Genomic DNA, 16362 nt, shown 5'->3' with positions numbered 1-16362 from the left:
ACCTTAATACCCAATTCTAATTTTGGTTTTAATTTGTGATCATGATTTCCAACACCTCTTCCAGATATACCACGCCGGTTTTAAAAAAAGATCAACCTGACGATACCTATAAATTTCAGCCCTTACCATCTCCTTCCGGCCAGTATCCATATCGGTTGACTTTGCAGGAAATTGTTCCAAATGTCAATACTGAAAAAACAATATTTCATATGCTGGGTGATACCGGCAGTATCGGAAGACCAACTTTTCAACATCTGGTAGCAAGTGAAATGGGTCGGCAATATGAAACAAGTGAAGATCAACGTCCACAGTTTTTATTTCATTTGGGCGATGTCGTTTATAGTTTTGGTGAAGCGAGCCGTTATCAAACACAGTTTTTTGAACCATATGAAAAGTATCCCGGACCAATATTTGCCATTGCCGGAAATCATGACAGTGATGTAAATCCAAACGCTACACCATACAAAAGTCTGGATGCTTTTAAAGCCGTGTTTTGTGATTCTGAACCGAGAGCAGTAAGTTTCAGCGGTGGGGTGGATCGTAAAAGTATGGTTCAGCCAAATATTTACTGGACTCTAAAAGCACCGCTCGCAAACGTTATTGGCTTACATAGCAATGTTCCAAAATTTGGCGTGATCACACCTGAGCAACAAAAATGGTTCAAAGAAGAGTTAATTGCTGCGGATAAAGAAAGACCGCATAAGGCATTGATTTTATGTTTGCATCATGCACCTTATTCCGCCGACATAAATCATGGTTCGAGTATCCCGATGATCACACTTCTTGAAGAGATTTTTGAAGAAACGGGCGTGAGACCTGATATTGTATTTAGCGGCCATGTGCATAATTATCAGCGTTTCACAAAGAAATATAAAGATGGCTTAGTTGTCCCCTTTATTGTGTCCGGTGCCGGAGGTTATGATGAACTTCATCCGGTTGCCTTAAAAAGTGATCCGCGCTTTACGAATGACAGCGATCTGTTTGAAGGATTAAATCTGGAAACTAATTGTGGAGACAAACATGGCTTTCTGAAAATCGCCATTGAGAAGAGTAGTTCAGGATTGACTTTGAAAGGAGAATACTACACGATTCCGCATGAGGAAAAAATGGATAATACAATGCGGGCATCACTGGCGGACGAATTCGAACTTCATCTTTAACCCTGTTAAAACAAAAAAAGCAAATCATTTCTGATTTGCTTTTTTAATGTGGGCCCTGCTGGATTCGAACCAGCGACCCCCTGCTTGTAAGGCAGGTGCTCTGAACCAACTGAGCTAAGAGCCCTCACGGGAATTCAAAATAATGACTTTTTTTCAGCTTTCTGAGAAAAAGTAAAACGAGTTATTGCTAACTCGTTTTCTTGTGGGCCCTGCTGGATTCGAACCAGCGACCCCCTGCTTGTAAGGCAGGTGCTCTGAACCAACTGAGCTAAGAGCCCCTCTTGTCATCATTCGGGAGTGCAAATATGCACGACTGATTTTCTATATCCAAATTATCCACAGAAAAAATTCCAAATATTTTGAATATTTTTTTCAACGAACTGATTATCAGAATTCTCTTTATTCGAAATTTAAATATAGAGTTACGGTATGTGTGGTAAGTTTTCCGATCCCCACAGCACTTGAATTTTTGGATGGATTCAGCACATTTTTCAAACCTGTGGAAAATCTTAATTCAGGAGCAAACTTGAAAAACTCAAAAAACCGTTCATAACCTACACCATAATCAAGTGTGAAATCAGACGTTTGTGTATCAAGCCGACCACCAGCACTTCCAGTTCCGGCCGTACTTTTTTTCACATTTGTTTCAAGCCCCAGCGTGACACCGGCAATCATATACATACGCGTATTGACCCTCCTTTTGGATTTATACTTTACAAGTAACGGTATTTCCAGCCAGGTAGACTCGCGTTTATCAATTTTGTCAGGACTGTTGGGATAACTATATTTAATCTGACGTTCATAAAGTGATACTGATGGTGTTGTCCGGATATCAAACCTTTCACTCAGATAAGCATTCAGAATAAAACCCATCCGAAAAGCCGTTTTCATTGGTGACTGGATCAGATAAGCCGAGTCTCCGGGAATAAAAGAATCGCTATGGCGAATGTTATAACTCGTAAACGGCATCGCAAACAAAATCCCATAGTGGATAGGTTTGTCGTCATAATATTCTAAATGCCGGCGCACATAACCTTGTCCCTGCGCCTTAACTTCCTGTGAAATAACACAGAGAATAGCAAAACTGATAATTATTTTTGTCCTGTATAAATGGAGCAAATCCCGAAGGTTAATGGTATGCATTTGGTATTTTTAAAACCTGCTTTTTTATAAATTTCAAGAAAAGCCTCACCATCCGGAAATGCCTGAACGGATTCAGGCAGGTAGGTATAGGCTGAACTGTCCTTTGAGACGGTCTTTCCTATGGTTGGTAATATATATTTAAAATAAAAATTGTAAAACTGCTTGAAAGGGAAAGCGCGCGGTTTCGAAAATTCAACAACTACACAAGTTCCGCCCGGCTTCATAACCCGGTTCATTTCAGTCAGTCCGGCCAACAGATTCTGATAATTACGTACTCCAAACGAAACGATAACAGCATCAAAATAATTGTCTTGAAAAGACAAACTTTCAGAGTCTCCGCTTTGCAAGGTGATGATATCCTGTTTGCCCAATTTTGCAATTTTCTCACGTCCAACAGCCAGCATACCTTCTGAAATATCAACCCCGTAAATTTTTTCCGGATTAAGAGAAAGTGCTTCAATTGCAAAATCACCTGTTCCGGTAGCGATATCCAGAATGATTTTCGGCTGCTGTTTTTTAAGCAGTTTTATAGCACGTTTACGCCAGTAGATGTCCACTCCACCACTAAGTACGTGGTTCAATAAATCATATTTTGGCGAGATGTTATCAAACATTTCTGCTACCTGCTCACGTTTGCTTCCGTCCTTATCTTTATAGGGTACTACACTCATTTTTGATTAGCATAAAATTAGAAGTACAAAACTAACAGATATTTATTGGTTATGGTTTTGCTGCATATATGTAAAGTTTGCATAAAGCACTGATTTTAAAGAGAAACAGCAGAATAAAAATCACGATAGTTTTATATTTGTTCCAATACCACACACACGTACTGATTATGATTCGCAAATTTTTACAATTAATTGTATTTATTGCCATATCGTTTACGGCTAATGCTCAGTATAAAAATAGCTGGAAAGAAGCGTATGAAAAATACAAAAGTGGCCATTCAAGGCAAAAAACCATTTCTCGCTATGCTTTGACGGTTCGGGGCGGACTTACCCAATTTTATGGAGAACTCGGGCAGCAGGACATGCCGGCCATGTATAGTATCGAAGTCAACAGAGCTTTTAACAAAACACTTTCGCTCAGCATGCAGTATTCTATGGGAAAACTTGGCGGACAAGATGTTTCCTTTTTCAATTCTTATTTTATCAACGAATATAACGCAATCGAACTACTTGCTAAATGGAATCTGACCAAGCAATTTGTTTCTGGTTATGATGGAGAATTTAATATAAATCTATATACCGGTATTGGGTTAATGATGTTTAGTGCCAATGCTTTTGATATTAAAACCAACAATTTGTTACGGTTCACAAACAGCAAAACAAGCGCAAGAAATCCACTTTTTTTGCGTTGGGGAAAGCCGCATGGAAAATGGGGAATCAAAAAAACGAATGAGCGAATTATTCCAATCGGCACTTCGTTTGACTATAAATTGTTTGAAAAATTGATTTTCGGTTTTGATTACCACTTTTATTTTGTGAGAAGTGATAAAGTTGACGCTACCTCAGGTATGCGTTTTATCAATCCCGAAGAGGCAGATTCTTACAGCAAAACGCCAAATGATAAATTCAGTTTTCTGGCCTTGTCGGTCACCTATAAGTTTAGCAGTAACGCAAAAAGAAGGCGACGCTAAATTGTCAGTTTTTTAAGACATTTCATCATAAATTTTTAATCTTTCTCCCTTTGGCCTCAATTGAATATAAATTTTATCCTACATTACTTAACCTTTATGACCGATATCAAAAGGGTTATATCGAAAAAGCTGATTTTCTGAACCGGATCAACCGCGTACCAATCCCGCAAACAGAATCGCAGGCAAAAGGATCATCTTTTGAAGAAGCGGTTATTAAAGGTATTAATGAAGAATTTTTTGACGCCGAAATTCTTGATAAAGTTCGCGCACTACTTCCCCGTCCGATGATGAAGACACAGGTTTATTGCGAACATCAGCTTGATAACGTCTTGCTATATGGCTATGTTGATGTTATTGGAAAAACATTGGCGGTCGATATCAAGACAACCAATAATTATCAACCTGGTCGATTTGCGCATAGCCACCAGAACTTTTATTTACCAGCGCTGCGATCCAAAGGAATCAGAACATTACGCTATGTTATTACTGATTTTCAGGAGGTGTACCAGGAAAATTATGACCAGACAATTGATTTTTCAATCCAGGAAATTCAGATCAAATTATTTTGTGATTTTCTGGAAGAGCATCGGGGAGAAATAACGGATGGGAGGATTTTCGGGAAGTGAAATGACTTAAATGTAATCTCTTTATTTGATATCAAGGCTCGTAAAGCACAAATGTCAAACCAGACACCTGCCCAAATTGTTTGTCGGCTGAAAGAAGTGGGACACCCAGGAAAATAGCGGTGGCTGCAATAATTGCATCGGGTAATTTTAAAGAATAATTACGACGGATCTGTTTTGTAATTTCTTTGATGCCGGCATTAATATCAACAATAATACACTCCTCCAAAAATAACTCAACCCAGGTTTCCTCTTTTAGAGTAATTCCTTTAAATCCTAACAGTTCAAGTTCATTGATAAAAGATGCGTAGGTTTCAACATCTTGCAAAATTGAACCCAAATTTTTATCCCCTTTAAATAAATAAAGAGCAATGTTAGTATCTATCAGAACCCTACTCCCATTCATCACGCATCCGCTTTTGAATGACTAAAGGATCTTCTTTTAAATTCAATGCTCCAACATATTTTTTAGCATTTAGCCTTTTCTTGCCTTGGGGCAAAGTACCCTGAGGAAGTATCTCTTCCAGACGTTGACCCTTTTTAAGTATGAATACCATTGTTTTATGATTTTATATCAACAAGTTAACAAATAACTATGGGCAACACAAAACTATTAATGAATTTCAGTTTTAGCTAAAACAAAAAATCCTGCCAGAAATTTTTCTGACAGGATCTTGTGGTGATGGACGGAATCGAACCGCCGACACAAGGATTTTCAGTCCTTTGCTCTACCGACTGAGCTACATCACCAGCTCAACTCGTTCCCTTTGGGACTGCAAAGGTAGAATTTGGATTTGTTTTTCCAAATTGTTTTAGAAAATAATTTGGAAAAATTTTTATGACTTTATCTTCACTGAGTCTTATGGCACTGACTTTCTTTAACTTAACTCGCTCAAAAAAATTTATTTATTTTTAAACTTGTAACTAAATACATTTTTATCATATTTGCTTTTAGTATGCTTGCATACTAATTGGAACAATCACCGTTATTGTAGCAGCAAACCTGATTCCTATGGTCATAATCCAGCAGATCATCTTTTTAGCAATTCTCGGAATTGTTGGCTGGCTGATTTTTAAGCGAGCCAGCCTGATTCGAAATACGATCTTGTTAGGTCGTGATGAGGACCGTACAGATCAACCTGCCATGCGTTTTGCGACTATGCTTCGCGTCGCCTTCGGACAAAAGAAGATGTTTGACAGGCCGCTGATTGGTGTTATGCATTTTGTAGTTTATGCCGGTTTTCTTCTTATTAACATCGAAGTCCTAGAAATTGTATTGGATGGAATACTTGGAAAACACAGGCTTTTCGCTCCTTTTCTTGGCTCATTTTATACCTTTTTGATCAGCTTTTTTGAATTTCTTGCCATTGGCGTTTTAGTAACGTGTCTTATATTTTTGATCCGCCGCACGATCTTAAAGGTTGAAAGATTTCAGTCTTCCCGACATAGAGAAATGAACGGCTGGCCGCAGCTTGACGGGAAAATCATTTTAATTTTTGAAATTGTTTTGATGGTTGCAATCCTAACTATGAATGCAGCCGACACCGTTTTGCAGGAAATGGGAAGTCAGCATTATATCCGCACGGGTGATTTTGCTTTCAGTCAATTTTTAAAACCACTTTTTGCAAGCTGGAATGAGACTTCACTCATGATTTACGAACGTTTTGCCTGGTGGTTTCACATCCTGGGCATTTTCACTTTTGCTGTTTATGTCACGTATTCGAAACATTTGCATATCGCACTGGCCTTTCCCAATACTTATTTTGCCCGTCTGATACCAAAGGGAGAGATGAAAAATATGCCGGATATTACCAAAGAGGTAAAAATTATGCTAGGTTTAACGGATGCTACAACAGCAGGAACCGGAGACGAAAATGTTATTCCTGAGCGTTTTGGCGCGAAAGATGTGCCAGATTTGAGCTGGAAAAACCTGATGGATGCATATTCATGCACAGAATGTGGACGTTGCACAGCCGCGTGTCCGGCTAATATTACGGGTAAAAAATTATCTCCTCGTAAAATCATGATGGATACCCGCGACAGACTGGAAGATATTGGCAGGAATATGCAGGTTAATAATGGAAAATTTGTTGACGACGGGAAAAGCTTGATGGGAGATTACATCAGCAATGAAGAAATTCTGGCTTGTACAACCTGTAATGCCTGCGTGCAGGAATGTCCGATCCTGATTAATCCATTGGACATTATTCTCCAACTACGCCGCTATAAAATCATGGATGAAGCGCAGGCGCCTGCGGCCTGGAACGCAATGTTTCAGAATCTGGATACCAATCAGGCTCCCTGGAAATTCTCACCGGGAGATCGTTTTAACTGGGCCGAAAAATTGAGAAATGAGGTTTAGCAATCTGTTTTATTTCTTTTTCCCGAAGTTAATCCGGTCAATAATATAGAAACCAATGAACGAAATAACATACAAAGTACCGACCATGGCCGAAATGGCGGCTAACAATGAAATGCCGGAAGTGCTTTTCTGGGTTGGCTGTGCGGGATCATTCGACGATAGGTATAAAAAAGTAACCATAGCTTTTGTAAAAATATTAAACAAAGCAGGTGTAAAATTCGCCGTTTTAGGCACGGAAGAAAGTTGTACCGGTGATCCTGCCCGACGCGCCGGAAATGAATTTACTTTTCAAATGCTGGCCATGTCCAATATTCAGGTTCTGGATATGTATGGTGTTAAGAAAATAGTAACGGCTTGCCCGCATTGTTTTAATACGTTAAAAAATGAATATCCGGAACTTGGCGGAAACTATGAGGTAATTCACCATTCCGAATATTTACAGCAATTGATTAACGAAGGAAGAGTCCGCATTGAAGGTGGCGAAACTTTCAAAGGCCGGAAAATTACATTTCATGATTCCTGCTATCTGGGAAGGGCAAATGGCATTTATGAGGCACCTCGTCATGTGCTTGAAGCTCTGGATGCTGATCTGGTTGAAATGAAACGCTGCAAAACCAAAGGGCTTTGTTGCGGAGCTGGTGGCGGACAAATGTTTAAAGAACCCGAAACCGGCAAAAAAGATATCAACATTGAACGTGTTGAGGAAGCGATAGAAACCGGTGCTACGACAATAGCAGTGGCTTGTCCGTTCTGCATGGTGATGATGACAGATGGCGTTAAAAACAAAGAAAAGGAAGACAGTGTCAAAGTTTTTGACCTGGCAGAATTAGTAGCGCAGGCAGAAGGATTGTAATGAAAATCCCAGATTCTTCGTTCTTCAGGTCAAGTGATTTACGAACTTAGTATTTGCAAGGCTTGTTTCATTTTAAGAAATTTTTGAAAAAATAAAATCATACTTTAATACATTACCATGTATATCCCTTTTAGCGAAATAAATTTATCTGCCCGCGTCTGGATTTATCAGGCCAACCGAAAATTTACGGATGAAGAAGTTGGTATCCTGACTGAAACTTTGAAAGCAGCTCTGGAAAGTTGGGAAGCACATGGGCAGCCGCTTACGGCATCCGGTAAAATTTTCGAACACCGTTTTGTGGTTATTGCCGTCGACGAATCCAAGGAAACGCCAAGTGGATGTTCCATCGACAAATCAGTTCATTGGTTACAGGAAATCGGAAGCAGATTGAATATTGATTTCTTTGATCGTTCACTGGCCTATCTTGATGATTACAACAATGTCGAAACTATTCCGGTACCTAAAATAAAACAGGCGGTTACCGAGCAGATCATTACACCATATACCACAATTTTCGACAATCAGGTAACTACCAAGGCACAATGGATGAAACGTTGGAAGACGCCTGCCTCTAACTCATGGCTCAGCCGTTATTTTTCGGAACAAACCGCTTCCTAGTTTTGAAACGTTTGTCCGGCGACTTAGCTTTGCACACTACTTACTGATACCCGCATGAAAACTTTTGGATTGTTTGCCACGCTTTGTTTTGGAATTTTACTGGCCGGGTGTGACAAAAATGTTGTTTACAAAGCATATGAAGACATTGATGACGGCCAGTGGTTTATCAAAAACACGCCTTCTTTCAAAGTTGAAATAAAAGACAGTACGCAGCTTTACAATGTATTTTATCTGGTAAGAAATACTCTGCAGTATCCATACTATAATTTATATCTGACAAGAAAGATTACCGGGCCTGACAGCAGTTTGATGTCAACCACTTTGCAGGAGGTTTTTATTTCTAATGAAATAACAGGAAAGCCATTTGGAAAGGGTTTGGGTGATTTGTTTGATCACAAAATACCATTTCTGACCAATTATAAATTCCCAAGATCCGGCACTTATACCTTCACACTCTCTCAATCGATGCGGCAAAATCCTCTTCCCTTTGTGATGGGTATTGGAATCTGTGTTGAAAAAGTTGAGAAGTAAAAATAAGGATTCCCTCCATAAAGAGAATCCTTATTTTTATTATATATTTTTATTTGGTTGATTAGCAGGCTGTCCTTCCGGTTTCTTACGGGGACGATTTCGATAATTTCTGTATCGTTTTTTATGTACTTCTTTCTGCTCCACAATCTTTTGCAGCTCTTCTGCCTTATCTTCTTCGATTTCATGAACAGGTTCACCGAGCAGAAATCCGTATGGCTCCAGACTTGGAATGGTATCTAGAATAACTTTCAAAATTGCAGTAACGGGTAATGCCAGAATCAATCCCGACAATCCCCAAAGCTGCCCTCCCAAAAACAATGCTACGATAGCCGCCATCGGATTTACACTCACCTTTGATCCGACAATATTGGGTGTAATGAAATTCCCTTCCAGAAACTGCACAAAACTCATGACACCGATAACACCAACAGCATACCAGTAAGAATCCATGGTGACTATACTCAGTAAAGCAGGAAATAATGATCCGATTAAAATCCCGATATAAGGAATCAGAATCAGAAACCCGGCTAAAAATCCGAAGAAAATAGCGTGAGGAACGCCAAGAATCAGAAGCCCGATGCTGTTTAAAATTCCTACAATAATAATCACCAGAAACAATCCGGATAAATAACTCTGGATCACTTCATAGATTTTTTTCAGCAAGGCATTCAGATCTTCATTAGGAACAGCTGCTATGGATTTGTAAAAAAACCTTCTGAAAAAGTCGCGATAAAGCAGAAAGAAAAACACATAAAGCGGAAGTAAAATAAATGTCGAAATGGCCCCGGTTGTCGTTACCAGCGTATTCAACAAAAAAGCACGTCCTTCGGTGAGCATATCAACCAGATATTTTTTCGCCTCCGTTACTTGCTGGCTACGGCTCAGGCTAAGATACCGCTCACCCATGGTCAGGGTCTGGTCAAGAATGATTTCGGCTTTTTCGGTGATTCTTGGCAACTCTTCAGCAAAACTGCCAATTTGTAAAGTGACCACATATAACAATATGGAAATTACAATTATCAGCACCAGTATACTCAGCAGAATAGCTGCGATCCGCGGAACACGGCGATGTTCAAGCCAGACACAAACCGGGTGTAAAAGTATAGCAAGCAAAACCGAAAATGCGAGAGGAATCAATGTTTCTCTTAACACAAAGAGAATATAAACTCCTGAGATTAGTGACACAAGGATACTTGCGAGCTTCAGGTAAGCAGGTGTTTCTTTATCTTTGTTTGTAAGTGATTGTAAAGGACGATTCATGAATAAGTTATATTATCTGTTATTTGCTGCAAAAACTGTTTTCTCTACCTGTAATCCGGATAAAGCTAATGGTTTTGACAAAATATATTCCCATTATACTTTTACCAAAATTGGTAAATTACCTATTCAGGCCAATGAAAGTTCAGGAATAGCCAAAAGCCAGAATAAAAATGCTTTTTGGACACACAATGATAGTGGTGGAAAACCCGAATTGTACGAAATTGATTTTAAGGGCAAGCTTTTGTCTACAAAACCTATTCCTGATGCAAAAAATTCAGATTGGGAAGATCTTGCAGAGGACAATAACGGGACGATTTATATCGGTGATTTTGGAAATAATGACAACACAAAACGCCAGCTGACGGTCTATAAAATTGCTCCGGGAGATTCGACAACCGAAAAGATTACCTTTAATTACGCTGACCAAAAACAATTTCCGCCTTCACAAGACAATTTTAATTATGATTGTGAGGCCATGTTATACCACAACGAAAATCTTTTTCTATTCTCAAAAAATTGGAGCCGTACCAATAAATATGTAAGATTATATAAGCTTCCTGCTCAGAAAGGCAATTATGCAATTGCGCCTTTTGACAGCATTCAAATTGATACACCGGTTACCTCAGCGGATATCAGCCCTGACGGTAAAATATTTGCGTTGCTGACCTATGGAAAGATATTATTATTTGGTGTCGAAAATAACGAGATCAGCTTTAAAAAACCTTTGGGTTGTTTTAAGTTTGTAAGGAAGCAGGCAGAGGCTTTAATGTTTGTCAGCAATACTGATATGATCGTCACGAATGAACAGCAGGAATTTTTCCGCATTACTTATCGCTGATGTTATGTTTTTGTTAACAATGCAATAATGTAGATAATGTCAAAATCACAACAGCTAATTTCGAATTGGATTTAACCCCGAAACATCACATGAGCAGTGCAAAAGCAACCCACTCAGCACCGAAGGTATTAGTAGTTGACGACGATTCAGACATAGTTGAGCTTCTGGAATACAATCTTGTTAAAGAAGGATATTCCGTTCAAACAGCCTCAAATGGCAGAAAAGCCATAGAAACAGCCAAAACTTTTATTCCGGATCTTATCCTTTTGGATATTATGATGCCTCAGCTTGACGGCATTGAAACGGGAAGAATTCTACGCCAGAACCCGGATATTAAGCATACTTACATTTTATTTTTAACAGCCCGTTCAGAAGAATATTCTGAAGTGGCCGCTTTTGAAGTTGGTGCTGATGATTACATCACGAAGCCGATTAAGCCCCGTGCGCTAATGAGCAGGATCAACGCCTTGTTCCGCCGTGAAGCACAAAAGGCGGATTCAGGTGATCAGATTGAAGTACTGGATTTAGTGATTAACCGAAAAAATTATACAGTAACACAAGGCCAGGACAAATCGATTGTGCTCCCTAAAAAGGAATTTGAACTTTTATTTTTCCTTGCTCAAACACCTAATAAAGTTTTCAGCCGCGACGAATTATTGCAAAAAATCTGGGGTGCCGACATCTATGTTTTGGAGCGCACCGTTGACGTGCATATTCGTAAGCTTCGTGAGAAGTTAGGCGATAGATATATCAAGACACTTAAAGGCGTTGGTTATATGTTCACAGACGAAGCGGAATGATCAGTTTTTAATTTTTTCTTCCTTTTTGTCTTCTTCATTTTCGTCCTTTTCTTCACCACTATCCTGCTTCTTTTTTCTGAAAGCAAGTTTGATATTAACCTGACCTTTTTCATCTACGGCCCGAAGATAAATTCTTGAACCTTTTTTATTCTTCGGGTCATTAGGGTTAAGCTGATAAGTGGAATCCCTTCTGCTCAGGTTTCTGAACGGAATTTCAATGCTCATATCCGTTTTATTTCCAAAACTGTAAACTCCGTCCAAAAATAGAGTCATCACATTAGACTCGATTTCCATCGGTTTAATGATGATCTCTTCTCCATTCAGAATAAGGTCGTTTCGAATGGGCGCAAAGCGAACATTTTCAAGATTTCGATTTTTGAATATCAGCTTTTTCATTTTCAAAAAAGGCTCAAAATTGTTAACCTGTGCCCTTTCCAGATCAAGTTTCACTTCCCCCTTCATACTTTTAGGGATGATCGTTGCATCATTTTTAAGATTTGTGGAAAAGTTGAATTCAGTATTCAGTTTTCCTTTCAAATTCAAATGTGTAACTGCCTTTTGACCAAAATTGTTAAAAGAATAAAAGACGGAATGGACATCTGCATTGCTGATATTTCCCTTGATCTGTACACGCGGAGGCTCCGCCGAATATGGATTATGGATGGAACCGGAAATTTTTACACCTCCTCCAAAAGCATTCATCGAGAAATTATTAAGGGCAACAATATTGTTTTTTACCGAAAGTGACCCCTTCATATTATCAGCAGAAAAGTTATGATAAACCATGTGCTTTGATTGAAGTCTTGCATCAATTTCCATCTGGTCAATTACATTATCAAGCAAATCAGAAAGTTTGACTTTTTTCTTACTTTTCTTCTGACTTGGCGTTCGTTTGCCGACAAAAACTTCCATCCAGTTCATTTTCCAGTCTGGAATATTCATATCAACCGAAGCTTTAAGTATTCTGGGAGATCCAAAAAGATAGGGTATCAGGTTCGTAATGCCACCGTTAATATACATTGCATTATGCCCGTCATTCATGTTAAGTCTGGGCATAAGGAAATCCTTTTCATCAAAAAACACGTCACCATTTATTTTTGAAATATGCACTGCCCTTGGAACATAATCCACAGCCAGACCGTCAATCAGTACCCTGCCCACAAGTTTTCCATTAAACTGATCAGTCTTTGGATTATAAAAATTTCTTAAACTTCCGTCATAATGAATCTGAATATACGCTTCGCCGCTACGGACAACATATCGCTTCGGATCTAAAAGACCACTAACGGTTGCAGAATCAGCTTTAACTTTTCCGCGGATTACAGCAATCGGATCTGTGATATTGTCAATTTTAAGATCAAAATTAAATGGCAATGTTTCGAACAAACCTTTTACACCAGGTACATTAACCTGAGTATTCAGCAACCCTGGTGGCTTCGTTTTATCACCCTGATTAGTATATACCCCTTTTGCTTTCATGTTTCGAAGCATCCCAATCGGCAACTGATACTGAAAAGTATCCGTTTCAAAAGTTACATGGACCGCAGGCGGTTCATGGGAGAAAATACCTTCAACATTTACACGGGCATCGACCTTTGTTTTTACGCCGACGGAGTCAAGTGTACCTGCAATTTTTTTCGGAAGCAATTTGAGGGCATTACTTACTTCAATTTCACGGGCACCAAAACCAAGGTTAAAATGTGCCGGCTTTTCCGACAGATCAAATAATCCCTTTATATCGATAAGATCCTGTGAAGCAACCCGAAGCTGGGATGAAGGGCGTATGAAAAGATGTTTCTCTCTTTGGTTATAAGAAAGTGACAGGTTAGCAAAAGTCTCCTGCTTAATAAGAAAACCGCCTTTTTCAGGTTTAAATGTAAGTCCCTCAAAAAATATTGGTCCGTTAATATTCGCATTCCAGGAAGAATCGGAATGACTAACCCGGTTGGTAACGTCCCGGAAAACGGCCCCAAACTTTTTCCCAGTAGTAGAATCTGCAAAATGAAATCCAAAATTATACAAGTGAATTCTGCCCAGTTTATTTATAAGCTGTTCTCCCTTCCCGCCTTTCTTTTTGGATTTTGTCTTTTTTGCGCCAAAAAGTGAGAGATTGGTATACCCATCTTTTCGGACAAATAACGTAGCATCTCCATCCTGAATAACCAGATTCTGAAGCCGGATAACACCCTTATAAAAACTTGCAAAATCTAGTGCTACATGGATAAGTTTTGCATTAAGCAAATCCGTTTTGTGCTGATTATAAAGACTGTCGCGTAAAACAACATTGTAGAGCGTAAAATTAAATCCAAATCCATCCTGAAAAGGACGAAATCTGAAATCTTCTATTTCCAGACTTCCATTAATTTCCTCATTAACCGCTGCCTTCACTTTTACAAAAATTTCCTCCTGATTTTTATAAAACCAAAGTTCGAGTCCGCCGATAAGCAGACCAATGAAAAGTGCAAAAATTGCAATACCTTTTAATATTTTTTGAAACATTGAGGGGTGTCTACGTATAAAGATAAAAGTAACTGATTTACATTGAAAGGTCTACAAAAATTCATTTCAACATCGATAGAGAAATCACTTTCAAATCAGTTCATTCGCCATATGCAGATACTCTGCAAATAATATGCCAGCTATTATGCTGCTTTTTTTTATCTACTAATGATCTTCCTTTGCTCAACTTCGTTATTAACAGCAAAAAATGCTAATTTTGCGCACTCTTTTGCAACTCAAAGAGTTATCATTTCATTAATATTGTTATAAAAAATGCTACTGAGCGAACAGGAAATATTGCGCCGCCAAAAGCGCGAGGAATTAATCAGGATGGGAATTGAACCATATCCTGCTGATGAATTTGTAGTAAATGTCACTGCTGCTGATATATTAAAGAATTACGAAAACAATAAAATAGATTATAAGAACGTCACGATTGCAGGCCGCCTGATGGGTTTCCGGATTATGGGAAGTGCGGCTTTTGCAGAAATGCAGGACAGTACGGGCCGTATCCAGTTGTATTTCCGCCGCGATGATCTTTGTCCGGGAGAAGATAAGACACTTTATAACACGGTATTTAAAAAACTGCTTGACATTGGTGATATCATTGGTGTTCAAGGATTTGTATTTACCACTCAGACAGGTGAGATATCAATCCATGTTCAGGAATTCAAGATTTTAAATAAATCACTTCGTCCTTTACCTGTTGTAAAACGTGATGAAGATGGTAAGATCCATGACGGATTTACGGATCCGGAATTGCGTTACCGTCAGCGTTATGTGGATTTGATCGTGAATCCGGAAGTACGTGATATTTTCATAAAACGAGCGCGCATCATTACCACTATGCGTTCCTATTTTGATTCAAAAGGATGGCTTGAAGTAGAGACTCCGGTGTTGCAAACCATCCATGGTGGTGCTGCTGCCCGTCCTTTTGAAACACATCATAATGCATTGGATACTGATCTTTTCCTACGTATCGCTACTGAACTTCACCTGAAACGTCTGATCGTAGGTGGGTTTGAAGGGGTTTATGAATTCGGGAAATTATTCCGGAATGAAGGTATGGACCGCACGCATAATCCAGAATTTACAACAGTGGAGTTATATGTTGCCTACAAAGATTATTTGTGGATGATGCGTATGACCGAGCAGGTTTTGGAACAGGTTGCAATTGCCACCAATGGAACTACAAAAGCTCAGTTTGGTGATGTTGAACTGGATTTTGCAGGACCTTACAAAAGATTAAGCATTACCGACGCGATTCATCAATATACAGGATTGAATGTTGATGCGCTCGACGAGGCTGCCATTCGTGAACAGTGCCGTGCATGGGGAATGGACGTAAATGAGAGCATGGGCAAAGGAAAGTTGATCGATGAAATCTTTGGTGAAAAGGTAGAAGAATTTATCATTCAGCCAACTTTCATTACCGACCACCCTGTTGAAATGTCACCTTTGACGAAAAAACATCGTGAAAAACCGGGTATGGTTGAGCGTTTTGAATTATTTGTAAACGGCAGAGAGATTGCTAACGCTTATTCAGAATTAAATGATCCGATTGAACAGCGCGAGCGATTTGAAGATCAGCTAAAACTGAAAGAACGTGGAGATGACGAAGCGATGGAAATGGATGAAGATTTCCTTCGTTCACTGGAATATGGTATGCCGCCAACTTCGGGTATCGGTATTGGTATTGACCGGCTTACAATGTTGCTGACTAATAATTCGAGCATTCAGGAGGTTCTTTTCTTCCCGCATATGCGTCCTGAGAAGAAACAGGAAATGGCAAAAGAAGCTGATTACGTGGCAGCCAATGTTCCTGCCATCTGGATTCCTGCTTTACAGAAAATGAATATTTTAACGATTGAGCAATTGAAAGCAGCAAGTCCGAATAAAATATTTAATGATTTGGGCGGAATGCGTAAAAAATTGAAGATCGACGAAAAAATGCCGGCACTTGAAGATGTAAAAACCTGGGTCGAGTAATTTTGCGTTTTCGCTATAAAACAAAAATACCGCAACTGAACACT

16 protein-coding genes and 3 tRNA genes are annotated in these 16362 nt (G+C 39.1%); 10 read left to right on the top strand and 9 right to left on the bottom strand.

Annotated elements, in window-relative coordinates; all coding sequences use genetic code 11:
- Positions 1 to 41 precede the first annotated feature (41 nt).
- Positions 42 to 1160, top strand: coding sequence for a metallophosphoesterase (locus LXL81_RS12120; protein ID WP_234647055.1), 1119 nt, complete (start codon positions 42 to 44; stop codon positions 1158 to 1160).
- 49 nt (positions 1161 to 1209) lie between these two features.
- On the opposite strand, the gene LXL81_RS12115 is transcribed toward LXL81_RS12120, so the two are convergent.
- From LXL81_RS12115 to ubiE, 4 genes are all read right to left on the bottom strand, one after another.
- Positions 1210 to 1284, bottom strand: a tRNA-Val gene (locus tag LXL81_RS12115).
- Positions 1285 to 1363: 79 nt separating this feature from the next.
- Positions 1364 to 1438: transfer RNA gene (locus LXL81_RS12110), tRNA-Val, on the bottom strand.
- A gap of 121 nt (positions 1439 to 1559) precedes the next feature.
- Complete coding sequence (locus LXL81_RS12105; protein ID WP_234647054.1) at positions 1560 to 2303, bottom strand: porin family protein; 744 nt, start codon at positions 2301 to 2303, stop codon at positions 1560 to 1562.
- Positions 2252 to 2974: a bifunctional demethylmenaquinone methyltransferase/2-methoxy-6-polyprenyl-1,4-benzoquinol methylase UbiE gene (gene ubiE, locus LXL81_RS12100; protein ID WP_234647053.1), complete on the bottom strand. Its 723-nt coding sequence runs from the start codon at positions 2972 to 2974 to the stop codon at positions 2252 to 2254. The genes LXL81_RS12105 and ubiE overlap by 52 nt, the downstream gene beginning before the upstream one ends.
- 167 nt (positions 2975 to 3141) lie before the next feature.
- Between ubiE and LXL81_RS12095 the strand changes: the two genes are divergently transcribed.
- Positions 3142 to 3945, top strand: a complete 804-nt coding sequence (locus LXL81_RS12095) for a hypothetical protein (RefSeq protein WP_234647052.1) — start codon at positions 3142 to 3144, stop codon at positions 3943 to 3945.
- Positions 3946 to 3995: 50 nt separating this feature from the next.
- Complete coding sequence (locus tag LXL81_RS12090; protein WP_234647051.1) at positions 3996 to 4571, top strand: hypothetical protein; 576 nt, start codon at positions 3996 to 3998, stop codon at positions 4569 to 4571.
- 31 nt (positions 4572 to 4602) lie between these two features.
- Here the strand turns inward: LXL81_RS12090 and LXL81_RS12085 are convergent, their stop codons facing one another.
- The 3 genes from LXL81_RS12085 to LXL81_RS12075 all read right to left on the bottom strand — a co-directional run bounded on the left by LXL81_RS12085 (position 4603) and on the right by LXL81_RS12075 (position 5318).
- Positions 4603 to 4974 (bottom strand): type II toxin-antitoxin system VapC family toxin, encoded by a 372-nt coding sequence (locus LXL81_RS12085; RefSeq protein WP_234647050.1) that lies wholly within the window; start codon positions 4972 to 4974, stop codon positions 4603 to 4605.
- On the bottom strand, positions 4961 to 5125 hold the full coding sequence (locus LXL81_RS12080; RefSeq protein ID WP_234647049.1) for a hypothetical protein: 165 nt from the start codon (positions 5123 to 5125) through the stop codon (positions 4961 to 4963). Before LXL81_RS12080 ends, LXL81_RS12085 begins: the two co-directional genes overlap by 14 nt.
- A 120-nt stretch (positions 5126 to 5245) precedes the next feature.
- Positions 5246 to 5318, bottom strand: a tRNA-Phe gene (locus LXL81_RS12075).
- A 262-nt stretch (positions 5319 to 5580) separates the two neighbouring features.
- On the opposite strand from LXL81_RS12075, the gene LXL81_RS12070 reads away from it, so the two are divergent.
- The 4 genes from LXL81_RS12070 (at position 5581) to LXL81_RS12055 (ending at position 8932) form a co-directional block, all read left to right on the top strand.
- Positions 5581 to 6930, top strand: coding sequence for a (Fe-S)-binding protein (locus tag LXL81_RS12070; RefSeq protein WP_234647048.1), 1350 nt, complete (start codon positions 5581 to 5583; stop codon positions 6928 to 6930).
- A gap of 55 nt (positions 6931 to 6985) precedes the next feature.
- On the top strand, positions 6986 to 7783 hold the full coding sequence (locus LXL81_RS12065) for a (Fe-S)-binding protein (protein ID WP_234647047.1): 798 nt from the start codon (positions 6986 to 6988) through the stop codon (positions 7781 to 7783).
- Between the two features lie 117 nt (positions 7784 to 7900).
- Positions 7901 to 8401 carry a hypothetical protein gene (locus tag LXL81_RS12060; RefSeq protein WP_234647046.1) on the top strand — a complete coding sequence of 167 codons (501 nt, stop codon included), beginning with the start codon at positions 7901 to 7903 and terminating at the stop codon, positions 8399 to 8401.
- Positions 8402 to 8455: 54 nt separating this feature from the next.
- Entirely contained in the window at positions 8456 to 8932 is a 477-nt protein-coding gene (locus LXL81_RS12055; RefSeq protein WP_234647045.1) for a gliding motility lipoprotein GldH, read from the top strand.
- Between the two features lie 39 nt (positions 8933 to 8971).
- On the opposite strand, the gene LXL81_RS12050 is transcribed toward LXL81_RS12055, so the two are convergent.
- Positions 8972 to 10192 carry an AI-2E family transporter gene (locus LXL81_RS12050; RefSeq protein ID WP_234647044.1) on the bottom strand — a complete coding sequence of 407 codons (1221 nt, stop codon included), beginning with the start codon at positions 10190 to 10192 and terminating at the stop codon, positions 8972 to 8974.
- Here LXL81_RS12050 and LXL81_RS12045 point away from each other — a divergent pair.
- Together LXL81_RS12045 and LXL81_RS12040 are read left to right on the top strand one after the other, a co-directional pair.
- Positions 10191 to 11030, top strand: coding sequence for a hypothetical protein (locus LXL81_RS12045; protein WP_234647043.1), 840 nt, complete (start codon positions 10191 to 10193; stop codon positions 11028 to 11030). The two genes, LXL81_RS12050 and LXL81_RS12045, sit on opposite strands and share 2 nt — an antisense overlap.
- A gap of 89 nt (positions 11031 to 11119) precedes the next feature.
- The gene (locus LXL81_RS12040) at positions 11120 to 11830 is read left to right on the top strand and encodes a response regulator transcription factor (protein ID WP_159468620.1); all 711 of its coding nucleotides are present in this window, start codon (positions 11120 to 11122) and stop codon (positions 11828 to 11830) included.
- Here the strand turns inward: LXL81_RS12040 and LXL81_RS12035 are convergent, their stop codons facing one another.
- Positions 11831 to 14329, bottom strand: coding sequence for an AsmA-like C-terminal region-containing protein (locus LXL81_RS12035; protein ID WP_234647042.1), 2499 nt, complete (start codon positions 14327 to 14329; stop codon positions 11831 to 11833).
- Positions 14330 to 14602: 273 nt separating this feature from the next.
- Between LXL81_RS12035 and lysS the strand changes: the two genes are divergently transcribed.
- Positions 14603 to 16318: a lysine--tRNA ligase gene (gene lysS, locus LXL81_RS12030; protein WP_234647041.1), complete on the top strand. Its 1716-nt coding sequence runs from the start codon at positions 14603 to 14605 to the stop codon at positions 16316 to 16318.
- Positions 16319 to 16362: the final 44 nt, after the last annotated feature.

It is taken from the genome of Dyadobacter sp. CY356 (genome assembly GCF_021440195.1).
Classification (GTDB): Bacteria; Bacteroidota; Bacteroidia; order Cytophagales; family Spirosomataceae; genus Dyadobacter.
The sequence above is the reverse complement of the archived record's forward strand: the minus strand, read 5'-3'. Positions and strand labels throughout refer to the sequence as shown.